Raw genomic sequence first — 22,835 nt, 5'->3', positions numbered from 1 at the left:
GAGCATGGCAGGACTTGACCCGCTTGTCGGCACGCGCGAGATCGTCTCGCCGGGCGATATGGAAGCGCTGGGCGAAGAGATCGGGCGGATGCTGCGCCCCGGCGAACTGGTGGTGCTCACCGGTCCTCTCGGCGCAGGCAAGACCACGCTCACCCGCGGCATCGGTGCCGGTCTTGGAGTGCGCGGGCCGGTGCAGTCGCCGACATTCGTGATCGCACGCACCCATCCCTCGCTCGTCGGGGGAGCCCCCCTCGTGCACGTCGACGCCTATCGGCTGGGCTCGGGTGCTGAGATGGACGACCTCGACATCGACTTTGACAAGTCGGTGGTGATCGTCGAGTGGGGCAGAGGAATGGTCGAGGGCCTTCGCGACGAGTGGTGGGAGATCGAACTTGACCGCGAATGGCACGGGCGCGGTGTCGACACCGCATGCGGCACGTACTCGCGCGCCACCGAAGCGCTCGACGCAGACAGCCCGCGAATCGCCACGATCAGCCGGCGACCCTAGCGCACCAGCCCGAAACTCGGCGTGCCCCTCAGACTGGGGAGCTGAGGGGCACGCGGTCCCCGCGCAAGAAAGTGCGGGGCGCAATGACATCGTCGCATGGGGGTTGACGAGTCACTTCGGTCAATTCTAGCGAGCCATGTGGGCCGTGTCTGTCCCCCATTCTGGGGACAAATAGGATTTTTTTTGAGTTTTATCGACTGTTGTGATGACTCATCGATGCGAGCACGGCGTCGGGGCGCTCGATATTGGCGAAGTGGCCGGCGTCAGGCACGCGCACCTCGTGAAAGTCGCGGATCAGCTCGGTGAGCTGCGCAGCATCGCGCTCGCCGGCGAACACATCACGTGAACCGCGAACCGATCGCACCGGGCAGACGATTGCCGTCCAGGTGCGCATTTCATATTCGGCAGCGATCCGCGCCGCGTGAGCGAACGATGCGGGGCGCACCTCTTCGGGGAACGCCGCAATCACGGAGTCGTCAACGTTCGAGGCGAACAGCGGTGCGGTGAACGCCCGCATCAGCCCGGCGCGGTCAACGCCACGCACGACGGCGCGACCGGCGGCATCCCAGGCGCTCAGCAGGCGCATCACGGCCAGCATTCCCGCGAAGCCCGGCAATGCGAGCCCGCCGCGAACCGGGTGACGGATCGCGTCAATCACGCCGATACCGCTGGCCGAGATCAGTGTCACCTCGCGGGTCTGCTCGCTGAACCGTGCCGCGATGTCGAGCGCGATGAAGCCGCCGAGCGAATGACCGACGAGCGACCACTGCGAGTACCCGAGCGCAGCCGCGACCTCGACGATCGCATCAGACAGCTGCTCGACGTCGGCGATTCTGCGAGCGTCACCGCTCTCGCCCCACCCGGGCAGATCGATCAGTATCGCGTTGGTGAGGGGGCTCTCGCCGCGATCGGATGCCGCCAGCAGCGGCGTCCAGGTGGTCCACGAACCGGCCGCACCGTGCAGAAAGATGGCCGCCACCGCTTCGGCTGCAGGCGTTGAATCTACGCCGGTCTCGCGCCCGGTGCGCACCACGATGTTTCCCACGCTCGTCGGCACGACCAGACGGCGCAGCCCCAGCTGTGCGGCATCGGTGTGCAGGGGATAGGGCGTTGACGCCCGAAGGTGCGTTGCGCGACGGGCGCGCGTCGATGAGGTGCTCACGAGTGTTATTCGGTGCCGACGGCAGATCGGATCGAGTTTCTCGAGAGCGCCAGTAACCTGGGGGAATGATTCTGGCAATCGACACCTCTCTCGGCACAGCCGTCGCGGTCGTCGAGCCCGACGGTGTTGTTGCCGCTCACGCCGCGAGCGCTGATTCCCGCGGGCATGCTGAAGTGATCGGCATGCTCATCGAATCGGTTTTGCACGAGGCCTCTGCCACCCCAGCAGACTTTTCATATGTCGCTGCGGGCATGGGGCCGGGGCCTTTCACTGGGCTGCGGGTCGGCATTGCCGCCGCGCGCACGTTCGCCCTGGGGCGGGGCATTCCCGTCGTTGCGGTGCCGAGTCACGACGCGGTCGCGCTCGAACTGCTGCTGCACGACGCCCTGACCGGCGGTTTCGAAGAGGCGGCCGACGAAGCTTTCGCAGTGGTCACCGACGCCCGCCGACGCGAGTTCGCTTACACCGTCTATCGCGGCCTTGACAGTGACGGGCTTCCGATCCGCCTCGCCGAGCCAGCTCTCGCACCCCGCGACGACCTCGACGACATTCTCGCCGCGCAGGGAATCATCCGGCGTGATGCCGAATCGATTCCCGCCGGATTGCTTGGCCTGGCGGCATCCCGAGCATTGGCCGCTGGTCGTGAGCTCACCTCGGCCGACGCCCTCTACCTGCGCTCACCCGACGTGACTCTTCCCCATGGGCCGAAGAAGGTCACCCCGGCTCACGAGGGGCGGCGGTCATGACACTGCGCGGCGCAACGACCGGTGATCTCGACGCGATCATGGCGCTCGAGCGCGCATCGTTCCCCTCGGACGCGTGGTCTGAAGCGATGATGGCAGAAGAGCTCTCATCGCCGCACGGCTGGTACATCGTCGACGAAGAAGACGACGCGCTTGTCGCCTATGCCGGACTCAGAGCCGCGAAAGGGGCGAAGGATGCTGATGTGCAGACGATCACCGTCGCCGAGTCGGCTCGGGGTCGAGGCCTGGGCCGAGTGATTCTGCGTGCGCTGCTCGACGAGGCAATGCGCCGCGACGCACACGACGTGTTTCTCGAGGTGCGCGCTGACAACCCGGTCGCCCAGGCCCTGTATGTGTCGGAAGGGTTCGTCGAACTCGGCAGACGCCCCCGCTACTATCAGCCAGACGATGTCGACGCCGTCGTGATGAAACTCGATCTGCGCGCCCGTCGCAGCGCGGACGTCACCAGTGACGCGGGAGCACACGCATGAACCGCACCGAACCACTCGTGCTCGGCATTGAGACGAGCTGCGACGAGACCGGCATCGGCATCGTGCGGGGACGCACTCTGTTGAGCAACACGATCGCCAGCTCTATGGACGAACACGCCCGCTACGGCGGCGTCGTGCCCGAAGTCGCGGCACGTGCGCACCTGGAAGCCCTGCAACCGTCGATCGAAGCCGCACTGGCAGAGGCAGATGTTGCGCTGGCCGACATCGACGCTGTCGCGGTGACCTCGGGGCCGGGCCTTGCGGGCGCCCTCATGGTGGGGGTCGGCGCAGCCAAGGCGCTCGCCGTTTCGCTCGAAAAACCGCTGTACGCCGTCAACCACCTCGTCGGGCACATTGCGGCAGACATTCTCGATGCGGATGCTGAGCCGCTCGAGTACCCCACGGTCGCCCTGCTGGTGTCGGGCGGTCACACCTCGTTGCTGCTCGTGCGGGATCTGACCAGCGACGTCGAGATGCTCGGCGAAACCATGGACGACGCCGCGGGCGAAGCATTCGACAAGGTCGCCCGGTTGCTGGGCCTGCCGTACCCCGGCGGGCCGCAGATCGACCGCGCCGCGCTTGAGGGTGACCCGAAGGCAATCCCATTTCCGCGCGGACTCTCGCGGGCCTCCGACATGGCTGCCCACCGCTACGACTTCTCGTTCTCAGGGCTGAAGACCGCCGTCGCTCGCTGGGTGGAGCAGCGCCAGGCCGCCGGCCAAGAAGTGCCGGTCGCCGACGTTGCCGCGTCGTTCCGCGAAGCGGTTGTCGACGTTCTGGTCACAAAAGCGCTGAACGCCTGTCGCGACTACGACGTGCCGCGACTGTTGCTCGGTGGCGGAGTCATCGCCAACAAGCGTCTGCGCGACGTCGCTCTCGAACGCGGCGAAGCAGCCGGTGTCACCGTTCGCATTCCACCGCTCTCGCTGTGCACCGACAACGGCGCAATGATCGCTGCCCTCGCCGCAGAGCTCATCATGTCGGGCCATGAACCCTCTACGCTCGCCTTCGGCGCCGACTCCACTCTTCCCGTCACTGAGATTCACGTTGCGCCGTCATGAGTGACAACGGCCGGTTCGAGGCGGCGGAATCACAGCCCCCGGCCGCGGATGCAGCGGGTGCAGGCTCGGGCGTGGGTGCTGTGCCGTCTGACGTGGCGGGCTCGCAGTCGCTCGCGGCGCACCTCGAAGCACCGTCACCCGATGTCGCCGAAGCAGGAGCCGCATCGAGCATGCCCGGGGCGCATCGCGGCGGGTTCTCCCGCCTGCCCACTGCCCCTACCGATATTCAGTCGCAGACCGCACCCGCCGAGCCGGGCACCGAAACCAATCCGGTTCCGTTCGCGCAGTGGGTGATGCCCCCGCCCGCGGAGCCGTATCGGGGCTTGGCCGCGTGGGCCTTGGCTTTCTCGATCATGGGACTGATCGTCTCGATGTTCGTCGGCTGGGGCTTTCCGATCGGTGTCGTCGGCATCGTGTCGGCGATCATGGCGCTGTTTCGGCCGCTTGAACCCCGCGCCGTTGCGATCTGGGCGTTGGCGCTGGGCATTCTGTCGGTGCTCTACAGCGTCGGCTGGTTGATCTTCGCGGCATACGTTGCGAACATCTGGGGCTGACGACGGTACCTAGGCAGCAGCGACCCGATCCGCGAGAATGGCGACGCGCTTGTTGCCGATGCGCGCGAGGATCAGCGTTGCCGACGCATCGCCTCGCAAGGTCAGCGTGCGCCGGAACGCGGCTGGATCGACATCGACGCCCCGCTTCTTGATCTCGAGCGTGCCGATGTTCTGCGTGCGCAGCGCTGAATTGAGTGCCTTCGTTTTGATCGGCAGAACTTCGCGCACGCGAAAGGACTGCACGAAGGGACTGGTCACAGCGGCATCGGAGGTCAGGTAGGCGATGTGCTCGTCGAGCATTCCCGCGTCGAGCGAACGTGCCACGTCGCCGATCAGGCGCGCGCGGATCACCGCACCATCGGGCTCGTGCACGAATGCGCCGAGCTCGCGGGCGGGTTCGTCTTCAGCATCTGCCCCGCTCGTCATCTCATGTGCCGAGTCGCCCCGCATCACCAGTGCTGAGCGGCGCACGCCCTCGCGGGCAAGCGCACCCGACCACAGCACCAACTCGAGGGTGGAACCGTCTGCGCTCACCCACTGCGCTTCGACGTCGTCGGGAATCAACGTGCGATCAAGGCCAGGCCCCAGCTTCACGCCGACGGGCAGACGAGTCGCGAGGTCGAACACCCAGTCGAGCGACGGCGACCAGTCTTCGGGCCGAGTGCGCGAGGTTTCGCTGTGGCCGGCGGTGCGGCGTGCGGGGTCGAGCCAGGCAGCATCCACTTCTTTGAGATCACACGATTCCGCTGAGCCGTGGCGAACGGTCACGGCATCGCCGAACGGGGCGAGGTTGTACGCGGCGACGGCGGCCGTGATCTCGTCCATGTCGACGGCATCGACGCGCAGACCGAGAGCGGCAAGGCCGAGGGCGTCGCCGCCGATTCCGCAGCCGAGGTCGGCGACCCGGGTCATGCCCGCATCGCGAAACCGCGCCGCATGACGGCCAGCGATCGCGAGGCGCGTGGCCTGTTCAAGGCCCGCTCGAGTGAACAGCATTCGCGAAGCGAACTCGCCGAACTTGGCCTGTGCTTTTACTCGCAGGTGTGCCTGTGACACGACAGCCGACACCAGGTCGGGGGAGTGACCTGCCTTGCGCAGCTGCGACACCGCGCGAAGCGCCTCGTCAGACGATGACACCTCGCCCACCTCATCGAGCAGTCGCAGGCCCTCGGGCGTGAGCAGGGCAGTCAGCTCGGCGATTTCCATCGGCCCAGCCTACGGCGCGCGCGCCGGTTGACAGCGTTGCGACCAGCCGCTGTTCCCGGCGGCAACCCCGGGGTGCCCCACCGAATCCCCTAGTGATTGGGGGGAGGGTGGGGGGAATTTCCCCGATGCCGGTCAATGAGGCGCAGCCATAACGTGAGTCTCGATACCGGCAATAGGGCCATAGGCCCACTCACAGATAGGGATCAGACCATGGCCAACGACAACACCCTCACCGTCGACGACTCGTTCAACGACGACAACTCGATCGACGTTGAGACCGAAATCGACACCGATGTCGACATCGAAGACTCGGGCAATGACAACTCAGACAACTCGACAGACCTGGACCTCGACGTCGAGGACTCGCTGAACGACAACTCGAACAACCTTGACATCGAAGACTCGGGAAACACCGACAACTCGAACGAGGCCGACGACTCGTTCAACTCTGAAGTTGAGACCGAGGTTGACGACTCGTTCAACTCTGAAGTTGAGGTTGATGACTCGTTCAACACCGACAACTCGAACGAGGCTGACGACTCGTTCAACACCGACAACTCGAACGAAGCCGAAGACTCCTTCAACGACAACTCGACTGATGTCGACCTCGAGGTTGAGATCGAAGACTCGCTGAACGACAACTCGAACAACTCGACGAACGTGGGGATCGCTGACTCGGGCAACGACAACTCGGTCAACACCGACAACTCGAACGAGGCTGACGACTCGTTCAACACCGACAACTCGAACGAAGCCGAAGACTCCTTCAACGACAACTCTGAGGTTGAGACCGAGATCGACGACTCCTACAACTCTGAGATCGAAGACTCATACAACGACAACTCTGAGGTTGAGACGGAAGACTCCCACAACGACAACTCCACCGATGTGGATCTTGACGTTGACGTGGATGACTCGTTCAACGACGACCACTCGACGAACACCGACCTCGAGGTTGATGTCGACATCGACGGCTCGTTCAACACGCAGACGTTGAACGACAACTCGATCAGCACCGGCATGCGGCAGTACCAGACGGGCTTCCGTGACCTGAACATCAGCGGTGCAGCCGGCGGCGGCGCAGCTGGAGTGATGGGTGCCAGCGGCATGGGCGCGTCGTTCGTCGACAACCGCACCACAATCACCGACCAGTCGGTGAACCAGAACATCTGGAGCGGTGGCGGCGACGTGGGTCAGACGATCAGCAACAGCGCGGTCGTGGCCTCGGGTGACGAAGCGATGGCTGCCGGCGACGACATTCGGATCGACAACTCGATGAACATGCGCATTGAGGACTCGTTCAACCCGGTGCAGGTCGAGATGAACGATGCGTTCAACAACGACACGCGCTTCGAGGTCGACGTCGAGCTTGACGACTCGTTCAACACCGACAACTCGAACAACCTCGATGCTCGGTTCGAAGATGCCTTCAACACCGACAACTCCACGGAGTTCGACACCGAGATCGAGGTCGAAGACTCGTTCAACACCGACACGTCGACTGAGATCGAAGACTCGTTCCAGCAAGACAACTCGGCAGAGTGGGACACCGACGTCGACGTAGACGACTCGTTCAACGACTACGAGAACAACGGACTGATCGACAGCGAAGTAGAAGTCGAACTCGAGTTCTGATGTTCACGCGAGTGCACCCGATCGAAGCGACGGTCGGGTGCACTCGCACACCCCTTATGCGGCGGGGCTCACAGCCGTAAACTGACCAGCACATCGCAAGGAAGCGGATAAGACGATGGCACACACACCAGATCGAGACGGGGCAGGCTCGCCCACCCCGATTGATGCTGCGAGCGGCGACTCGTTCGGCCAGTATGTGGATGCCTCGTTTGATGAGATCGCAGACGGTTATCGTCTGATGACCTCGTTCGCCGAAGAGATTGAGAACGTCACAGCGTCTGACTGGGACCTCGATGCCGATGAACTCTGGGGTGGCGTCGAGGACCCGGCAGATTTCGGTCCCGAGCCCGGCGGTTCAGCCTTCGACTTTGAGATGTAGCTCGATTTCTGATGCAACAGGGGCACGGCTGCCGTGTCGGGCGAGGGAGCTGAAGTTTTTTTGACACACGCAACGAGCAACACCGCATCATCCGCTGGATCGCTCACACGTGCGGCGGATGCTTCTGCGCCAGGCACCGGCGTCGCTCTCGTTGACCAGGTGGCGCGCGTGCGCCAGCTCGCCGAGCAATCGGGGCGCAACGACCTCGCAAAGCGACTCGTGCACACCAGAGCGCGGCTGCTCGACCCGCACATTCGAGTGATCGTCGTCGGTGAGTTCAAACAGGGCAAGAGCAAGCTGGTCAACGCCCTGGTGAACGCGCCGGCGTGCCCGGTTGACGACGACATCGCCACTACCGTGCCCACCACCGTCGGCTATGCGTCTGAACCATCGGCGACGGTGTTGGTGCAAGCAGAGGGAGACAGCGCAGGCAACGAGGCGCACCGCGAACCGATCTCGCTCGACGAACTGGCTGAACACATCACCGGCCAAGCCAGCGAAGAGAATCATCGGCGCATCGTCTCGGCCGAAGTGCTGCTGCCTCGCGAGCTGCTGCGCAGCGGACTGCGCCTCGTCGATTCGCCGGGCGTCGGCGGGCTCGACTCGGCGAATGCGATCGCGACGCTCTCAGCGCTGTCTACGGCTCACGCCGTCATTCTCGTCTCAGACGCATCTCAGGAGTACACCGAGCCCGAGATGCAGTTTCTGCGTCACGCGATGCGCGTGTCACCGAACGTCGCCGCGGTGCTGGCCAAGACCGACCTCTATCCCGAGTGGCGCCAAATAGAGCGCATCGATCGCGGTCATCTGCAACAGATCGGCGACGTGCCCATGTTTGCCGTCTCAAGTGACCTGAGACTGCTCGCCGCTGAAGAGCGGGACCGCGAACTCAACGAGGAATCGGGTTTTCCCGCCTTGGTCACCCACCTGCGCAGCGAGATCATCGAGCGCGCCGAGGTGATTCACGAGCGCAGTGCCGTGCACGATCTGGTCTCGGTGCTCGATCAACTCACGATCGCGCTGCGCTCCGAACTGTCAGCGCTCGCCGACCCCTCTGACACACCTCGGCTCATCGCGCAACTCGAAGAAGCCAAGAGCCGCGCCGACGAGTTTCGGGGCCGCTCCGCGCGCTGGCAGCTCACCCTGACCGATGGGATCACCGACCTCATCGCCGACATGGAACATGACCTGCGCGATCGGCTGCGCAAGGTGCAGCGCGAGGCAGAAGCATCCATCGACGAGAGCGACCCTGGTCCGATCTGGGACCAAACCACCGAGTGGCTCAACCAGCGCATCTCGGCGGCCGTCTCAGAAACGTTCGTGTGGACCGACGAGCGCGCACGCTGGTTGTCGGAACAGGTTGCGGAGATGTTCCTCGAGGGCGAGCAGAGCATTCCCGCAATCGACGTAGCCGACGCCAGTGGCGTGCTTGATCCGGTCGATGCGATCGGCAATCTGGATGCTGGGCAGATGGGCGCGGCCGAGAAGATCTTCATCGGGGTTCGCGGCTCGTACGGCGGTGTGCTGATGGTCGGACTCGCGACGGGGCTGGTGGGACTTCCGCTGATCAACCCGCTCTCGTTGCTCGCGGGTGTGTTGGTGGGGCGTCGCGCCTACCGAGAAGACATGAGTTCAAGGTTGCTGCGTCGTCAGCACGAAGCGAAGAACCTGGTTCGGCGCCACGTTGACGAGGTGATCTTTCAAGCGGGAAAGCAGCTCAAAGACCGCTTGCGGCTCGTGCAACGCGCCGCACGTGATCATTTCGGGCCGATGGCCGATGAGCTGCACCGGTCATTCGCCGAAGCCGTCGCCGCCGCGAAGCGTTCGGCCGGCGCCGACACGGCGCAACGCGAACAGCGCATGACCCAACTGCGCACGCAGCTTGGGCAGCTGCAGAGCGTGCGGGCGCAGATTCCCGGCATCGCCGCGGCGCGGGTGCCTGAGGCGGTCACCTCATGAGAGAGCCCGCGCTCGACGACGCCCGACGTGTCTCTCGGCGAGCGCTCGATCTCTACGCCGACGACCCGCTCGTCGCGGAAGCGCTCGCGTCATATGATCAGCGCTTGCAGGGGCCGCTGCGGGTCGCTCTTGCGGGCATCGTCAAAGCGGGCAAGTCGACACTGCTCAACGCTCTGCTCGGCGAATCGATCGCCGCCACTGACGCGGGGGAGTGCACGCGGGTTGTGACCTGGTATCGCCGCGCTGAGACGCCCACGATCACCTTGCACCCGCACGTCGGGCCGCCACGCCGATTGCCGTTTCGCCGAGAAGACGGGCGGGTGGTGCTGAGCCTCGACGGAATGAGCGCCGATGACGTGGCCTGGATCGACGTCGGGTGGCCGTCAGAGAGCCTGCGCTCACTCGTGGTGATCGACACCCCGGGAATCGCCTCACTCTCGGCAGAGGTCTCAGAGCGCTCAACGAGCTTTCTCACGAAGAACACCAGCGCATCAGCGGCAGACGCGGTGATCTACCTGATGCGGCATCTGCACGAATCTGACCGCAAGTTTCTCGAAGCCTTCAGAGACACCGCCGTGGGTGAATCGCTGACGGTCAACGCGGTGGCCGTGCTATCGCGCACGGATGAGATCGGCTCAGCGCGAATCGACTCGTTGCTCTCGGCGGCGAAGGTTGCTGACCGGTACGGCCAAGACGGCGATCTGCACTCGTTGGTGCTGGATGTGCTGCCAGTCGCGGGTCTGTTGGCGGAGGCGGCGCGAACGCTGCGCGAGAAGGAATTTCGTGCACTCGTGCAGATCTCTGACATGGAGCGACGCGAGCGGGAACGCTTGTTGATGTCGGCGGATCGTTTCGTGCGACCCAACGACTCCACGTCGCTCAGCCCGAAAGAGCGCAAAGAGCTGCTGTCGCGGTTTGGCCTGTTCGGGGTAAGGCTTTCGTCGGCCCTGATTCGCGGCGGTGCCCGCACGTCAACCGAGCTTGCCGATCAGCTGGTGCAGCAGAGTGGACTGAACGCCCTGCAGAGCTTCATTCGCACGCAGTTTCGGGCTCGAGCTGCCACCCTTAAAGTGCACGGAGTTCTTCCGGGACTCGAGAGCATCATTCGCGAGAACCCACGCGAGGGGAGTGCTGAGCTGCTCATCGAGATCGAGCGCATCATCGTGACGACGCACTCGTTGCGTGAGCTGTCGGCGCTGTCGCGCACCCGCGCCGGGGGCTACCGGCTGCCCGAGGCAGACCTCGCCGAAGCCGAGCGCATCGTCGGCGGCCATGGCGCCGAAGTTGTCGATCGCCTGGCGATTGCCGGCGCGTCAGGTGAGGCTTCGACAGCAGATATCGACGCGCTGCTGGCCAAGTGGCATGGCATCGCCGAGTCGCCGCTCACGGAACGTGCGGCCGTTGAGCTGTGCCGCACCGTGATTCGCAGCCTTGAGCAGATCGCGTCAGTCGAGCGAGCCAGGTCCGTCGGCGCCCAGGCGAACCACATCGCGCTTCCGCGCTGACCATCGCATCGCGCCGGGCACGACGCTGAACAACAGGGCGAGCAACACGAGAGCGCACTGTGCGACAACGAGATAGCGCAGCGGCTGTGCTTGTTCACCGGTGATCACCAGTTCGATGCCGAGTGAGAAGGTGGCAACCTGCACGCAGAACGTCAGCAGCTGCCACCACCTCACGTTGGGCTTTCGCGCCATGAACGAGACCAACAGGGTGATCTGAACGAGTATCACCGCCACCATGAGGGCGAACATCGACCAGTAGATGATGTCAGCCGCCGCGGTGTACGTGCGATCGTCTCGATCGGCGTCGACGGTGCGAGCCAGATCGGCGATGAGCGGCAGCTGTGTCTCGCGAATGATGAATGAGTACACCACCGCCGAGCCGCCGACGATGAAGCTCAGAATCCAGAACAGCTGGCTCACGCGCACCGAGAAGGGCGGCGTGAGCTTGGCAAGGATCGGAGGGGCGTTCTCGCTCTCGAGGGAGGGACGTGCGGGCGGTTCTGGTCGAGACATGATTTCCGTCACGGCGGTTACTGCTCCCCAGTCATGTCTTCTTCGTAGAGACCGTCATCTTCGACCATGCCGCCATCGCCAGCATCCCAATCAGATTCTTCGACCACGGGCTCGACATACTCGACCACCGGCTCGACATACTCAGCGACAGGTTCGACGTATTCGGCGACGGGTTCGGTCGCAGCAGGCTCGGCGGCTGCCTGAGCCGCGGCGGCTTCGGCGCCGGCCGCTTCGGTCTCGGCAACCGGAGCCGTCGCTGCGCCGTCTTCGTAGGCTTGCGTAGCGCTGTCGACCGCATCAGACACCTGACCGGCAGCATCTTCTGGCAGCCCCTCGAGAAGCGCTTCGTCGAGCACTGCCTGGTCAACAGGCGTGTCGGCACCGTCCGCCGTGGCAGCGTCGTCACCCTCAGCGGGCGTCAGATCTGCCGCATCAGGATCGCCAGCGAGTTCAGCGGCCGCTTCGGGAGAAAGCGGCGTGGCCGTGTCTCCGGTCGGAAAGACGCCATTCTGCGGCGCATTCGTGTTGGTGCCGCCAACGACACCGATGTCGTCGCCGGCTGCCAGAGCCGCATCACCCGACGCGACACCCGCAACCTGGTCGAAGACCTGATCGACGTCGCCGCCCTCGGTCCAGATGTTCTGGTTGGTGGACTGGTCGACGATCGTGGCGCGGTTGTCGAGCCAGGTGAAGGTCTGCGCCATGTTGGAGTATTCGCGAACGATCTCGTTGTGGTGCGTTGAGGCAGGCGGAATGATCGGCTTGACGGCCACCTCGGGGCGGTCGTAGACGACGGGGGCGGCCGCGCGAATTGCGCTGACATCGACGCAGTCAAGGCCGTTGCTGGCGAGAGTGCCCTCGGGGTCTTGCTCGAACTGTGCCAGGGCATCAGGGTCGCGCAGCAGGCTCAATATGAAGTCGATAATCGCGTTGGCGACTGTGGCTAGCGGTGTACTCATTCGTCGACTCCTCCACGTGCGGTGTTATCAGGGTAAGCAGGTAGGACCCTGCCGGCATCGGGGAAATCTCCGATACCAATAGGGGGTGAGTAAGGGGTCATGCGGCACCATCCTCAAGAATGATCCGCAGCTTCGACAGCAGCTCGGAGCGAGACGTGGCATTCACGCGTCGACGGATGTGTGCGATGTGGTGTTCTGCGGTGCGAGGTGAGATGAAGATCGCCTCACCGATCTCGGCATAGGTCTTGCCCTGGATGACCAGCTCCGCGACTTCGCGTTCGCGTTCGCTGAGCACTTCATCGGTCGAGACGTCTGCGGCGGAACTCGCGGGTGCTGGCGATTCAGCACGCGGCGTTTCTCGCGGATGCAGCTCACGTGCACACGCGAGCAGGCGCGCGATGACCTTTCGGTCGTCGGATCGCCCCGCGCCATGGCCCGCGAGACGGGCGCCGTCCCACGCGAGACCTACCGACGCCAGACCGTGAGCGGCTACCTCGACTGCTTCAGGGTCGACATGCCCTGAGAGCACCGCCGTCCACACTCGACCCGCTTGCGCCATCATGGCGGCCAGACGGTTATGGGCGGCGGCAGTCACCAGCGCTTTCGCGTGAGGAGCCAGATCGGCAGGCCGATTCAGCAGGATGCCGCGCTGGATTCCGGCCCAGTGCAACGGCGCGCTCCACAGTGGCGGATCACCGAGATCGGCAACAATGCGCAGGCCGTTGTCGAAGGCGCGCTGCGCCCAGGCGATATCGCCGACGCGTGCCGCCGAGATGATGAGCTCGCCCAACGGCAAGAGGGTGTACAGGTCTGGTTCAGTGCGCTGCAGACGCGCCTTCACCGATTGCCACGCGCTCGCAAGCCCCGCAGAGTCTTCGTGGCGGCGCGCCAAGCCGACGGTTATCGCCGCGGCAAGCGCGTCGTCTCGTGGCGACAGCGTGTGGTCATTGGCGGTCGCGCGAGCCAATGCCTCGCGGGCGTCTGCGGGTCGTTCGCGCTGCAACGAGACCCAGGCGCACCACAGGTACAAGTGCGGCTGTTGGCGAGGGCCGCCCTGCTGGTCACGGATTGCATCGTGCACGACCGAGTGCGCAGCCGTCAGGTCGCCGACGCCGATTGCGGTGATCGCAGCGATAACGGCGGGCAACTCGGGTATCGGTGTCGAAGTGCGCGAGGCGGTGTACAGCTCTGAGGCTCGCGGCAGCTCGGTCAGCGCCGTCGTGGGAGCGTCATTGGTGAGCGTCGAGCGCAACCCACGCTCGAGCAGGTTCATCGTGATGGCGATTGTGGATGGCGCGGCGGCAGACTCAGGCTGCGCGTTGGTGTTGGTGTTGGTGGTGGTGTCGGTGCTGGTTTCAGTGCGGTGCGGCTGCGCTGAGAGGCGTCCGCTGCCGGCGGCTGCGAGAAACGCATGGGTGCGGCTGATCTCGTCGGTGAGCGCGAACGCGCGGTAGGTCTGATCGGCGAGCGGCATCATTCCGCGTTCCACCCACGATGACGCGGCGACATCAGCAACGAGCTGGCGTTGCGGGCAGTCAGAGGGGAACTCGCGACCATCGAGCAGCGTGCCGACGTCATCGAGCCGGCCAGCCGCCCACGCCGCGTAGACCCTGCCCGGCAGTGTTTCGGCATCGTCGGCGCCGCAGGCAAGCGCGCGGTCGTACAGCGCGGCGGCAAGATCGGGGTCGCTAGAGATGGTGCCGAGCGCGCGGGAAGCAAGCGCTTTCGCGAGTTCAGCGTCACGCACGCCCTCGAAGCCGACGGCGAGACCGGGATCGGGTACGTAGTCGATCGCGCCAGTTCGCACCAGCTCGACGAGCCGATGTGCTGGCATGCGCCGCCGCGCCGCCGCGGCCACCAAAGGGGCGAGCAGTCCGTTGCGAAGCAGCAAGCCTTCGGCGCAGCCATAAGCGATCAGTTCGGGCGGCACCTCAGCGGCACCTCCGACGGCCAGGTCTTCAATCAGTCGGCTGAGCTCTGGGCTGACCAGGTCGAGCATGTGGGAAATTCGAAGCTCGATCGCGCGGTCGATTTCGTCGTGGTCTTCGCCGCCGCGACACGCGACACTCTCGTGTGCGGTTATGCAGGCGTGCGCAAGCCACGCTATTGCGCCGGTGTCGTGAATGACACGGTCTTCGCACCTCGCGGTGCCAGCGAGGCTTGCACGCACATCGCCAGGCATGGCGTCAGACAGCAACACTGTTTGCCCGGAGTGCTCGAGGCTGCGAACCAGCTCGGTGAGCTCTGCCGATGCGGGCCACGAACGGGCAGCGACAACGAGTGCAGAATCAGGATCTTCGGCGCGCGCAACCAGCTCACGCAACACCTCGTCGCCGAGCAGATGTGCATCGTCGACGAGAAGAACGTCAGCTGGGGGGATCGTGCCAATGTTCGTGTCGGCGCGCAGCCGCATGCTTGATCGCCCCCGCGCTGCGAGAAGTGAACGCACGCGCCGCAACGCGACAGACTTGCCAGACCCGGCGTTGCCCGAGAGCACGCCGCGCACTGCCGTCTCTTCGTCGACGGCGGTCAGAGCCACGATCGCTCGTTCGACGGAGGCAAACCGCAAACTCGTCGAAAGCACCGCCGTCGGTGCCGCCGGTGCGATGGTGCTCATCGCAGAACCTCGCAGGTGATGGCGCGCACGTCACTCACCGCCGGTGGGAGCGGGGGTTGACTCTGGTGCGGCGGCGGTCGGTGTGGCCGACGGCGTGGGATCTGGCTCAGGTTCGGGGGTCGGAGCAGGTTCCGGATCGGGGCTGGGTGCCGGTGCGGGGGTGGTCGGTGCCGACGTAGGCGACGGAGCGGGCACCGGGTCGGGTGCTGACGTCGGTTCTGGAGCGGGTTCCGGTGCGGGTGTGGTTGGTGATGGCGCCGTGGTCGGTGACGGAGTCGGCGGTGCGGGCGCCGTGGTCGGTTGGGGAGCCGGGGCGGCAGTCGGTTGCGACGGCGTCGCGGGTGACGAGGTTGACGGAGACGATGTCGACGGCGACGAAGACGACGAGGATGACGATGGCGAAGTGCTCGAACCCGAAGACGCCGCCCCCGTGGGGGAGGGAGACGAGGGCGACGACTTGGGAGAACTGGACTTCGCGGGGGCCGTGGGTTGAAGTTCTGGAATCTGAGCGCTGGAGTTCGTGGTGCGCGGCGTCACGCGCGACGTCGGCGTCGTGCTGGTGACCGGCGCGTCGTTCGACTGCGGAGTGCGGGCTCGCGGCGGCCGCGCTGGTGAATCGGCGCTGGTGTCTGATTTCGCCTCGGCGCTGTCTTCGCTGCCTTCGCTGTCGGTGTCACTCGCATCGTCGCCCTCGAGCGACGCCGCACCGGCACTGCTGGCGAGCTGCAGGCCGAGCCACTGTGGCAGCGACTCGGTCGATGTGTTTCTATCTGCCAGATCCGCGCTGCCGAGGCCGGTCGCGCTCACCACGACCATCGAGCTCGCAAGCAACAGCGAACCCGCGGCAATACTCACTGTGGCAGGAAGCCGCCTGAGCCAGCCGTACCCGGCGGGCTCTGCGACAGCGGGCTCCGCGGTGGCGGATTCGCTCGCGCCGGCCGGCGCAGCATCCATTCCGGTTGATACCATCGCGCCCGACGAGATCAGCGCTGCCTCTGCCGAGATCTCGGCGAGCGAGCGGTGCTCTGCCAATGCGCGGGCAGCGCCCAGAGCGACGATTGCTTTCGGGTCGGTGTCGATGGCGATGGGTCGGTCGAACTGCTCAGAGAGCATTTGTGCGATGCGTGGAATGCGCGAAGAGCCGCCCGTCAGCAGAACCGCGTCAAGGTCGTCGGCTGCGAGCTGTGCGGTTTCAAGCGCATTCGCAAGAGTGTCGGCGGTGCGAGAGATTCCCGCGTCGATCATGTCTTCGAACTCGGCGCGGGTGATGCGCACGGTCGACGGGGACTGCCCGACGAGCACTGGCACGACGGCTTCAGAGTCGAACGAGAGTGCTTCTTTCGCCTCAATGCACTCTCGGCGCAACGCCGCTAGCGCGATACGGGCATCGGCGTTGCTTGAGAGCTCAGCACTCGACAAAGCCGCCGCCGCAATCACATGGCGCAACACAAGGTCGTCAAAGTCGGCGCCGCCGAAATCTGAGATGCCGCCGGGCTCGCCCACCAGGCGAACTTTGCCGCTTGGTTCCTTGCGCAAGATCGCAAGGTCGAATGTTCCGCCGCCGAGGTCGTAGACGGCGATCGCACGGCCCGTGTCGAGGGGAGAGGTCGACTCATAGTGATGAGCCGCCGCTTCGGGCTCGCTGATGAGCAGAATGTCGGCGGTGATCTCGCGACCCAGAGCGGTCGCCACGAGCTCCGAGCGGTATTCTCCCCACGTCGCCGGCACTGTCACACAGATCGCGGTGGGGTGGCTTCCTTCTCGTTCGGCCACAGCGTCAACGACCCATGCGACCGTGCGGGCGTAGAGATCTTCGGGAGCGAATCGCTCGCCACCGGCGACGATCGGCACATCGTCGCCGATGCGCCGTTTGAACTCGCGGATCAGCCGTTCTGGCTGCACCAGGCCGCGTCGTTCGGCGGCTTCGCCAAAGAGCAACTCACTATCAGTGACAAAGATCGCACTGGGCGCGCTGTCAGAATTGCGGCCGAGCGGAAATGATCTCGTGCGAACTTCTTGATCACCCTTGCAAACGGGCGCAATCGAAGCTGCTGTCCTGCTGGTACCTACATCAACGCCGAGTAGATAACCTTTGGTGCTCATGGTCCTCTCCCCCAGAGATCGGACGTGGGACTCCCCCCAACGCCTTTTCTACCACTTCGTTGTGCGCTTGACCAGGGTGGTCGAGCTTCTGCACGGTAGGAGTGTGATATTCGCCCACTGATACATCTCGCAAGACATTGATGTCGGTGGGGGAGTCGAAAGAGAGGGGCCAAGAGTTGGCACTCGCGTTGCAAGAGTGCCAACGGTTCCCTAGACTTACCGTTAGCACTCTCAGTGTGTGGGTGCTAACGACTCTTTAGTCTCAAGGAAAGAAGAGGTAGACCGTGTCGGTTTCCATTAAGCCGCTCGAAGACCGCATCGTCATCAAGCAGGTCGAGGCCGAGCAGACCACTTCCAGCGGTCTGGTCATCCCCGACACCGCCAAGGAGAAGCCCCAGGAGGGCGAGGTCATGGCAGTGGGCCCGGGCCGCATCGACGACAACGGCAACCGCGTCCCGATGGACGTAGCCGTTGGTGACCGTGTCATCTACAGCAAGTACGGTGGCACCGAGGTCAAGTTCGGCGGAGACGAGTTCATCGTTCTGTCGGCTCGCGACGTTCTCGCAGTCGTCGTTCGCTAACTTCTCGCCTCGCGAGATCAGAGGGTCGGATGCTTCGGCATCCGGCCCTTTTGCGTGCGCGTGGTGCGGGGATACTCGCCACAACGCGCCGGGCGGCCGGGGTGGCGAAGCGGCCGGGGTGGCGAAGCGGCAGGGGTGGCGGAGCGGCCGGGGTAGCGGAGTGGCCGGGGTAGCGGAGCGGGCGGGGTGGCGAAACGGCCGGGGGTTTTGCCGACGCGCCGCGCTGCGGCATCCAATTGCCCGGATTCGGGTAAACCCCCGGCCGGTTTGTGCGGCGGCGGGGCGGCCGGCGAACGCGAGGGGCCGGCACACGCGACGGGCCGGCGAAACGGCCGGGGTGAGACACGTCCGGGCTAACGAAACGGCGGGGGTAGCGACAGGTTCGGGGTAGCAAGCGGGCGGGCTGGCGAAGCGACCGGGCTGGCGAAACGGCCGGGGGTTTTGCCGACGCGCCGCGTTGCGGTATCCAATTGTCTGGATTCGGGCAAACCCCCGGCCGTCTTGTGCGGCGGCGGGGCGGCGAAGCAAACGCGAGGGGCAGGCGAAGCCGCTGCCATCGAAACGTCCCGGGTGGCGGAGCGGCCGGGGTGAGGACATGACCGGGCAGCGAAACGACCGGGGCTGAGACACGCCCCGGCTAGCGAAACAGCGGGGGTAGCGACAGGTCGGGGTGGCGAAGCGGTAGGGGCACGTCCCGTGGTGGTGGAACGGCCGGGGGTTCTGGCGACGCGCCGTGTTGCGGCATCCAATCGCCTAGGTTCGGGCAAACCCCCGGCCGTTTTGTGCGGCGGCGGGCCATCCGGCCGGGGGTGAAGCGGCATTGGGCCCGGCGGAGCAGCAACGGCGCATAGGCTGACCCAGTGACACCTGATCCCGCCCGCGAACGCAGCCTCGGCGGGCTGTACGGCGTCTCGGCCTACCTGCTGTGGGGGCTGCTGCCGCTCTACTTTCTGCTGCTCGTTCCGACGGGGCCGTTTGAACTCGTCGCGTGGCGGGTCGCACTGTCGCTCGCCTTCTGCGCCTTGCTGATCGCGGTCACTCGCCGATGGTCGATGCTGTGGGCAATCATGCGGCAACCGCGGCTCATGGCTTTGACCGCGCTCGCCGGTGTGCTCATCTTCGTCAACTGGCAGGTGTTCATCATCGGAGCCTTGACCAACCACGTGATCGAGACGAGCCTCGGCTACTTCATCAACCCGATCTTCACCGTACTGCTCGGTGTGCTGGTGCTGCACGAGAGGCTGCGCATCACACAATGGATAGCCATCGGCATCGTCGCCCTCGCCGTCGTTGTGATTGTCGTCGGCTATGGCACCGTGCCGTGGATCGCGTTGCTGCTCACGGTGTCGTTCGGCTGCTATGGCTTCGTCAAGAAGAAGATCGGCCCCTCAGTGGATGCTGTCAGTGGCCTCACGCTCGAGACGATGTGGCTGATGCCCGTTGCCATCGTCATGCTCGCCGTCGTCGCGGCAACCGGCGGTTGGACGATGGGGGCATACGGCTGGGAGCACGCCGCGCTGCTGAGCCTCGCCGGCGTCGTCACCGCAGTACCGCTGCTGCTCTTCGCCAGCGCCACACGTCGGGTGCCGCTCTCAGTGATCGGGCTGCTTCAGTTCATCACACCGATCATGCAGTTCTTGACCGGATGGCTGCTGCTGGGCGAGCCCATGCCGCTCGAGAGATGGATCGGGTTCGGCCTGGTGTGGCTCGCCCTCACGCTGCTCACCATTGACTCATTCGCTGCCGGCCAGCGCTCGCGGCGGCGGCCCGCTGCCGCGCCGGTGGGAGAAGTGATCTGACGCAGGCTCAGCGCACGAGGCGGGCGATCGCCTGCGACGCTTCGGTGATCTTCGCGTCGGCTTCGGCGCCGCCGACTTTGGCAGCATCCACTACACAATGCCGCAGGTGATCTTCTAGCAAGCCCAGCGCGACGGCTTCAAGAGCGCTCGTCATCGCACTCACCTGCGTGAGGATGTCGATGCAGTACTTCTCGTCATCGATCATCTTGTGAATGCCGCGGGCTTGACCCTCGATGCGCTTCAGCCGGTTGAGGTACTTGTCTTTGTCAGTGATGTAGCCGTGGTGAGCATGGGCTTCGGCGGACGTCTGCGTATCGGTCATCATGCAGTCCTTTTCTCAGGGTCTGTCAGGGCGCGGCTGCGAAATGAACGCAGCCGCAAGCTGTTGCCCACGACGAACACGCTCGAGAGAGCCATCGCGGCTCCGGCGATCATCGGGTTGAGCAGGCCGAGCGCCGCCAGCGGAATCGCGGCCACGTTGTAGGCGAAGGCCCAGAACAGGTTGACCTTGATCGTGCCGAGCGTCGAGCGTGACAGCCGAATCGCGTCGGCTGCGCTTCGCAGATCGCCGCGAACCAGAGTGATGTCAGACGCTTCGATCGCCGCGTCGGTGCCGGTTCCCATCGCGAGCCCCAGATCTGCCTGAGCGAGCGCGGCAGCATCGTTGACTCCGTCGCCGACCATCGCCACCACATGCCCCTCGGCCTGCAGCGACTTGACCACGTCGACCTTGTCTTGGGGCAGCACTTCAGCGGTGATGCGGTCGATCCCCACCTGGTCGGCCACGCTTTGCGCCACGGCCGCATTGTCGCCGGTCAGCAGCACCGGGGTGAGGCCGAGCGCCTTCAGCTGCGAGATCGCCTCGCGGCTCGTGGGCTTGAGCTGGTCGGCGACCGTCAGCATCCCTCGCGCTTCACCGTCCCACCCGACGAGTACGGCAGTCTTGCCGTTGGCTTCTGCAGACCGCTTCGCCTCGGCGAGATCCGCGGGAATCTGCATCGACCAGTCGGCCAGCAGCGCGGCAGTGCCGACGATAACCGCGTGCGAGTCGACGACACCCGAGACGCCCTTGCCGGCCGCGCTGTGGAACGACTCGACGCCGGGCAGAACTCCGGTCTCGTCTTCGGCTGCGCGGGCGATGGCGCGAGCGATCGGGTGCTCTGATGCGTTCTCGAGAGCACCCGCGAAGCGCAACAGTTCACTTCGAGTGGATGCTGCGCCCTCACCCGCCAGCACGACATCATCGAGCGCCATGCGGCCCGACGTCACCGTGCCGGTCTTGTCGAGCACGATGGTGTCGACGCGGCGAGTTGATTCGAGGATCTCGGGGCCCTTGATGAGGATGCCCAACTGCGCACCGCGACCAGTGCCCACCAGCAACGCGGTCGGCGTCGCCAGGCCCAGCGCACACGGGCAAGCGATGATCAGCACGGCGACTGCGGCGGTGATCGCCATCGAGGCAGAGAAGCCGAGCAGCATCCATGTGGCAAACGTGCCGGCCGCAATTACGAGCACGATCGGAACGAAGACACCCGAGATGCGGTCGGCGAGGCGCTGCACGTCTGCCTTGCCCGACTGCGCCTGTTCGACGAGCCGAGCCATCTGTGCGAGTTGGGTGTCATTGCCCACGCGCGTTGCGCGAACGACAATTCGACCACCGGCGTTGACCGTTGCGCCGACCACCGCATCGCCAGGGGTGACCTCGACCGGCATCGATTCGCCGGTGACCATCGACGCGTCCACAGCCGAGGTGCCGGCAGAAACGACGCCATCGGTGGCGATCTTCTCACCGGGTCGCACGACGAACTCATCGCCGACGCGCACCTCCGCAATCGGGATGCGCACTTCGCGCTGCGCGCCATCGGCCGCCGTGCGCAGCACTGCAGCATCCTTCGCCCCGATATCGAGCAGAGCGCGAAGCGCGGAACCCGCGCGCCGCTTGGAGCGCACTTCGAAGTACCGACCCGCGAGCAAGAACATGGTGACGCCGGCGGCAACTTCGAGGTAGATGTCGCCCGCCCCGTCGGAGGGCTGAATCGTCCACTCGAAGGTGTGGGTCATGCCCGGCATGCCGGCGTCGCCGAAGAAGAGGGCATAGAGCGACCACAAGAATGCCGCCGAGACGCCAATCGATACGAGGGTGTCCATCGTGGCCGCGCCGTGTCGCAGATTGATCCACGCGGCTCGGTGGAAGGGCCATGCGGCCCACACGACGACGGGTGCGGCGAGCGCCAGTGATGCCCACTGCCAGTACGTGAACTGCAGCGCCGGAATCATCGCCAGAGCGATCACGGGCACGGCGAGCACCACCGATCCGATCAGCCGCTGGCGCAGACTCTCAAGCTCCTCGTCGCGCGGCGTCTCATCGGGGTTCACGGGCGCAGCAGGAAGCGTCGCGCTGTAGCCGGTCTGTTCGACCGTGGCGATTAGCGCCTGCGGGTCGAGGGCACTGTCAGCGGTGACCACCGCCTTCTCGGTTGCGAAGTTCACCGAGGCGGTCACGCCGTCGATGCGATTGAGCTTCTTCTCGATGCGGTTGGCGCATGAGGCGCACGTCATTCCGCCGATCTCAAGCTCGACACGGGTCAGGGGAGCACTTGACGGGCTCGACATCAGCTGCGCGCGGCTTCGTAGCCCGCCTCGTCTACGGCGGCGATCACGGCAGCGTCATCTACGGGCGCGGAAGATTCAACAGTCAGGATGCCGCTGGCCGCGGTGACCTCAACGGCCTGAACTCCAGCCACCTTGGCCACTTCTTCACGAACCGCTGCTTCGCAATGACCGCAGGTCATGCCGGTCACGCTGTACTCAGTCGTTGTCATTGGGGACTCCTTTCGCACGTGGTTACCCTAGGGGGGTATCTACGTCTGTCAACACTACGCGCGTAGCGGGCATTCCCTGCCGAAAGGTGAAAATTCCATTTGATCTCGGCGTTGTAACGATTGGCACGCGAAACACATCGTTAACGAAAGGCAACATTGCGGAAGCCTTAGCGCGGCTAGGTTTGACTGCACTGGGTGTGCGCCCGAGTCGCGCCCGAGTCAAACACAGCAAGGAGCA

General features: G+C 65.0%; 20 protein-coding genes. 11 read left to right on the top strand and 9 right to left on the bottom strand.

Features of this window, described 5'->3' with window-relative positions; all coding sequences use genetic code 11:
- Positions 1 to 4 precede the first annotated feature (4 nt).
- Positions 5 to 508 carry a tRNA (adenosine(37)-N6)-threonylcarbamoyltransferase complex ATPase subunit type 1 TsaE gene (tsaE, locus tag SJY18_RS06570; RefSeq protein ID WP_396668794.1) on the top strand — a complete coding sequence of 168 codons (504 nt, stop codon included), beginning with the start codon at positions 5 to 7 and terminating at the stop codon, positions 506 to 508.
- Between the two features lie 190 nt (positions 509 to 698).
- Here tsaE and SJY18_RS06565 read toward each other — a convergent pair whose 3' ends face one another.
- Positions 699 to 1,670 (bottom strand): alpha/beta fold hydrolase, encoded by a 972-nt coding sequence (locus SJY18_RS06565; protein ID WP_396668793.1) that lies wholly within the window; start codon positions 1,668 to 1,670, stop codon positions 699 to 701.
- A gap of 65 nt (positions 1,671 to 1,735) precedes the next feature.
- On the opposite strand from SJY18_RS06565, the gene tsaB reads away from it, so the two are divergent.
- Genes tsaB through SJY18_RS06545 form a run of 4 tightly spaced genes read left to right on the top strand, consistent with a single transcriptional unit; the run spans position 1,736 to position 4,519 of the window.
- Positions 1,736 to 2,416, top strand: a complete 681-nt coding sequence (gene tsaB / locus SJY18_RS06560) for a tRNA (adenosine(37)-N6)-threonylcarbamoyltransferase complex dimerization subunit type 1 TsaB (protein ID WP_337338482.1) — start codon at positions 1,736 to 1,738, stop codon at positions 2,414 to 2,416.
- Positions 2,413 to 2,904: a ribosomal protein S18-alanine N-acetyltransferase gene (gene rimI / locus SJY18_RS06555; RefSeq protein ID WP_396668792.1), complete on the top strand. Its 492-nt coding sequence runs from the start codon at positions 2,413 to 2,415 to the stop codon at positions 2,902 to 2,904. The genes tsaB and rimI overlap by 4 nt, the downstream gene beginning before the upstream one ends.
- Positions 2,901 to 3,965, top strand: a complete 1,065-nt coding sequence (gene tsaD / locus SJY18_RS06550; protein WP_396668791.1) for a tRNA (adenosine(37)-N6)-threonylcarbamoyltransferase complex transferase subunit TsaD — start codon at positions 2,901 to 2,903, stop codon at positions 3,963 to 3,965. Before rimI ends, tsaD begins: the two co-directional genes overlap by 4 nt.
- Entirely contained in the window at positions 3,962 to 4,519 is a 558-nt protein-coding gene (locus SJY18_RS06545; RefSeq protein WP_396668790.1) for a hypothetical protein, read from the top strand. The genes tsaD and SJY18_RS06545 overlap by 4 nt, the downstream gene beginning before the upstream one ends.
- A 9-nt stretch (positions 4,520 to 4,528) precedes the next feature.
- Here SJY18_RS06545 and SJY18_RS06540 read toward each other — a convergent pair whose 3' ends face one another.
- Complete coding sequence (locus SJY18_RS06540) at positions 4,529 to 5,725, bottom strand: SAM-dependent methyltransferase (protein ID WP_396668789.1); 1,197 nt, start codon at positions 5,723 to 5,725, stop codon at positions 4,529 to 4,531.
- A 210-nt stretch (positions 5,726 to 5,935) separates the two neighbouring features.
- Between SJY18_RS06540 and SJY18_RS06535 the strand changes: the two genes are divergently transcribed.
- The 4 genes from SJY18_RS06535 to SJY18_RS06520 all read left to right on the top strand — a co-directional run bounded on the left by SJY18_RS06535 (position 5,936) and on the right by SJY18_RS06520 (position 11,203).
- Positions 5,936 to 7,360, top strand: coding sequence for a hypothetical protein (locus SJY18_RS06535; RefSeq protein WP_396668788.1), 1,425 nt, complete (start codon positions 5,936 to 5,938; stop codon positions 7,358 to 7,360).
- Between the two features lie 115 nt (positions 7,361 to 7,475).
- Positions 7,476 to 7,739: a hypothetical protein gene (locus SJY18_RS06530; RefSeq protein ID WP_337338488.1), complete on the top strand. Its 264-nt coding sequence runs from the start codon at positions 7,476 to 7,478 to the stop codon at positions 7,737 to 7,739.
- Between the two features lie 60 nt (positions 7,740 to 7,799).
- Positions 7,800 to 9,698: a dynamin family protein gene (locus SJY18_RS06525; protein WP_396668787.1), complete on the top strand. Its 1,899-nt coding sequence runs from the start codon at positions 7,800 to 7,802 to the stop codon at positions 9,696 to 9,698.
- Positions 9,695 to 11,203, top strand: coding sequence for a dynamin family protein (locus SJY18_RS06520; protein WP_396668786.1), 1,509 nt, complete (start codon positions 9,695 to 9,697; stop codon positions 11,201 to 11,203). The genes SJY18_RS06525 and SJY18_RS06520 overlap by 4 nt, the downstream gene beginning before the upstream one ends.
- Here the strand turns inward: SJY18_RS06520 and SJY18_RS06515 are convergent.
- From SJY18_RS06515 to SJY18_RS06500, 4 genes are all read right to left on the bottom strand, one after another.
- A complete protein-coding gene (locus SJY18_RS06515; protein WP_396668785.1) occupies positions 11,144 to 11,728 on the bottom strand; it encodes a hypothetical protein in 585 nt (194 codons plus the stop codon). The genes SJY18_RS06520 and SJY18_RS06515 overlap by 60 nt on opposite strands.
- Positions 11,729 to 11,733: 5 nt before the next feature.
- Positions 11,734 to 12,675 (bottom strand): IniB N-terminal domain-containing protein, encoded by a 942-nt coding sequence (locus SJY18_RS06510; RefSeq protein WP_396668784.1) that lies wholly within the window; start codon positions 12,673 to 12,675, stop codon positions 11,734 to 11,736.
- A 97-nt stretch (positions 12,676 to 12,772) separates the two neighbouring features.
- Entirely contained in the window at positions 12,773 to 15,292 is a 2,520-nt protein-coding gene (locus tag SJY18_RS06505) for a LuxR C-terminal-related transcriptional regulator (protein WP_396668783.1), read from the bottom strand.
- A 30-nt stretch (positions 15,293 to 15,322) separates the two neighbouring features.
- Positions 15,323 to 17,395, bottom strand: coding sequence for an Hsp70 family protein (locus SJY18_RS06500; protein ID WP_396668782.1), 2,073 nt, complete (start codon positions 17,393 to 17,395; stop codon positions 15,323 to 15,325).
- Positions 17,396 to 17,679: 284 nt separating this feature from the next.
- On the opposite strand from SJY18_RS06500, the gene groES reads away from it, so the two are divergent.
- A complete protein-coding gene (gene groES, locus SJY18_RS06495; RefSeq protein WP_337338495.1) occupies positions 17,680 to 17,976 on the top strand; it encodes a co-chaperone GroES in 297 nt (98 codons plus the stop codon).
- Positions 17,977 to 18,836: 860 nt separating this feature from the next.
- Positions 18,837 to 19,775: an EamA family transporter RarD gene (rarD, locus tag SJY18_RS06490; protein ID WP_396668781.1), complete on the top strand. Its 939-nt coding sequence runs from the start codon at positions 18,837 to 18,839 to the stop codon at positions 19,773 to 19,775.
- Positions 19,776 to 19,782: 7 nt separating this feature from the next.
- On the opposite strand, the gene SJY18_RS06485 is transcribed toward rarD, so the two are convergent.
- Genes SJY18_RS06485 through SJY18_RS06475 form a run of 3 tightly spaced genes read right to left on the bottom strand, consistent with a single transcriptional unit; the run spans position 19,783 to position 22,597 of the window.
- Positions 19,783 to 20,097, bottom strand: a complete 315-nt coding sequence (locus SJY18_RS06485) for a metal-sensitive transcriptional regulator (RefSeq protein WP_396668780.1) — start codon at positions 20,095 to 20,097, stop codon at positions 19,783 to 19,785.
- On the bottom strand, positions 20,097 to 22,388 hold the full coding sequence (locus tag SJY18_RS06480) for a heavy metal translocating P-type ATPase (RefSeq protein ID WP_396668779.1): 2,292 nt from the start codon (positions 22,386 to 22,388) through the stop codon (positions 20,097 to 20,099). The genes SJY18_RS06485 and SJY18_RS06480 overlap by 1 nt, the downstream gene beginning before the upstream one ends.
- Positions 22,388 to 22,597 (bottom strand): heavy-metal-associated domain-containing protein, encoded by a 210-nt coding sequence (locus SJY18_RS06475; RefSeq protein ID WP_396668778.1) that lies wholly within the window; start codon positions 22,595 to 22,597, stop codon positions 22,388 to 22,390. The genes SJY18_RS06480 and SJY18_RS06475 overlap by 1 nt, the downstream gene beginning before the upstream one ends.
- Positions 22,598 to 22,835: the final 238 nt, after the last annotated feature.

Source organism: Microbacterium sp. R86528 (assembly GCF_044596335.1).
Taxonomy (GTDB): Bacteria; Actinomycetota; Actinomycetes; order Actinomycetales; family Microbacteriaceae; genus Microbacterium; species Microbacterium marmarense.
Note: the sequence above shows the minus strand (reverse complement) of the source record. Positions and strands in the feature narration are given on the sequence as shown.